The sequence below is a fragment of the endosymbiont of Lamellibrachia barhami genome (genome assembly GCF_011947365.2).
GTDB lineage: Bacteria > Pseudomonadota > Gammaproteobacteria > Chromatiales > Chromatiaceae > QGON01.
Map to the genome: position 1 here is coordinate 1339529 of NZ_JAAVSH020000001.1, position 827 is coordinate 1340355.

The 827-nt window shown below is 51.5% G+C and carries 1 protein-coding gene and 1 pseudogene; both read left to right on the plus strand.

Annotated features, from left to right (window positions below; translation table 11 throughout):
- A pseudogene (gene ispG / locus G9Q73_RS05990) lies at positions 1–382 on the plus strand (flavodoxin-dependent (E)-4-hydroxy-3-methylbut-2-enyl-diphosphate synthase); the annotation flags it as partial.
- Between the two features lie 138 nt (positions 383–520).
- Positions 521–827, plus strand: a 307-nt coding sequence (gene tnpA / locus G9Q73_RS05995) for an IS200/IS605 family transposase (protein WP_177421296.1), incomplete at its 3' end; no start/stop codon positions are given.

Consider the following 827-nt stretch of genomic DNA (forward strand, 5'->3'; position numbering starts at 1 on the left):
GTCGATGGGACTAAGGGCCTTTGCGCCGATGGTAGTGGCCTGCCCCGGTTGTGGGCGCACCACCAGTACTCTGTTCCAGCAATTGGCCAAGGATGTGCAGAGCCACCTGCGTGCTCAGATGCCGGTCTGGCGCCGGCAATACCCAGGTGCGGAAGAGATGTCGGTGGCAGTGATGGGATGCGTGGTCAATGGCCCTGGTGAGAGCAAGCAGGCCAATATCGGCATCAGCCTGCCGGGTACCGGAGAGAGTCCCTCTGCACCGGTATTTGTGGATGGAGAGAAAGTGGCTACCCTTAAGGGAGATGATATCGCGGTGCAGTTTATGGGGATTGTGGATCGATATGTGAAGGATCGCTACGGGCGAAATCCACAGGGAGAATAGTGTTCAACGTTTTCTACACCGTCGCACTGCAAGTAGAAGGACGGATGAATTAATAATTTTCCATCATAAGGTTTAAACCACCGGCTTTAGCCGGTCAGCTTTAGCTGCGATACTGTACCTGTAACCTTGGAGGTAGGCATGGATTACAGATACGGCAGTCATACGGTCTATCAAATAGAGTACCACTTTGTATGGGTAACGAAGTATCGATACAAGGTACTGACAGGAGAGTTGGCGGAACGGGTACGGGAGCTTGTCAGGCAGACCTGTGAAGCGTTCGAGATACGGATTGTTCGAGGGGTAGTTAGCAAAGATCATGTACACATATTGGTGAGTTGTCCTCCAAATATGGCTCCAAGTGAGATCATGAGACGAATTAAGGGGCGCACATCGAGTAAGTTGTTTGAAGAATTTCCGCACGTAAAGAAGAAGTATTGGGGACGGC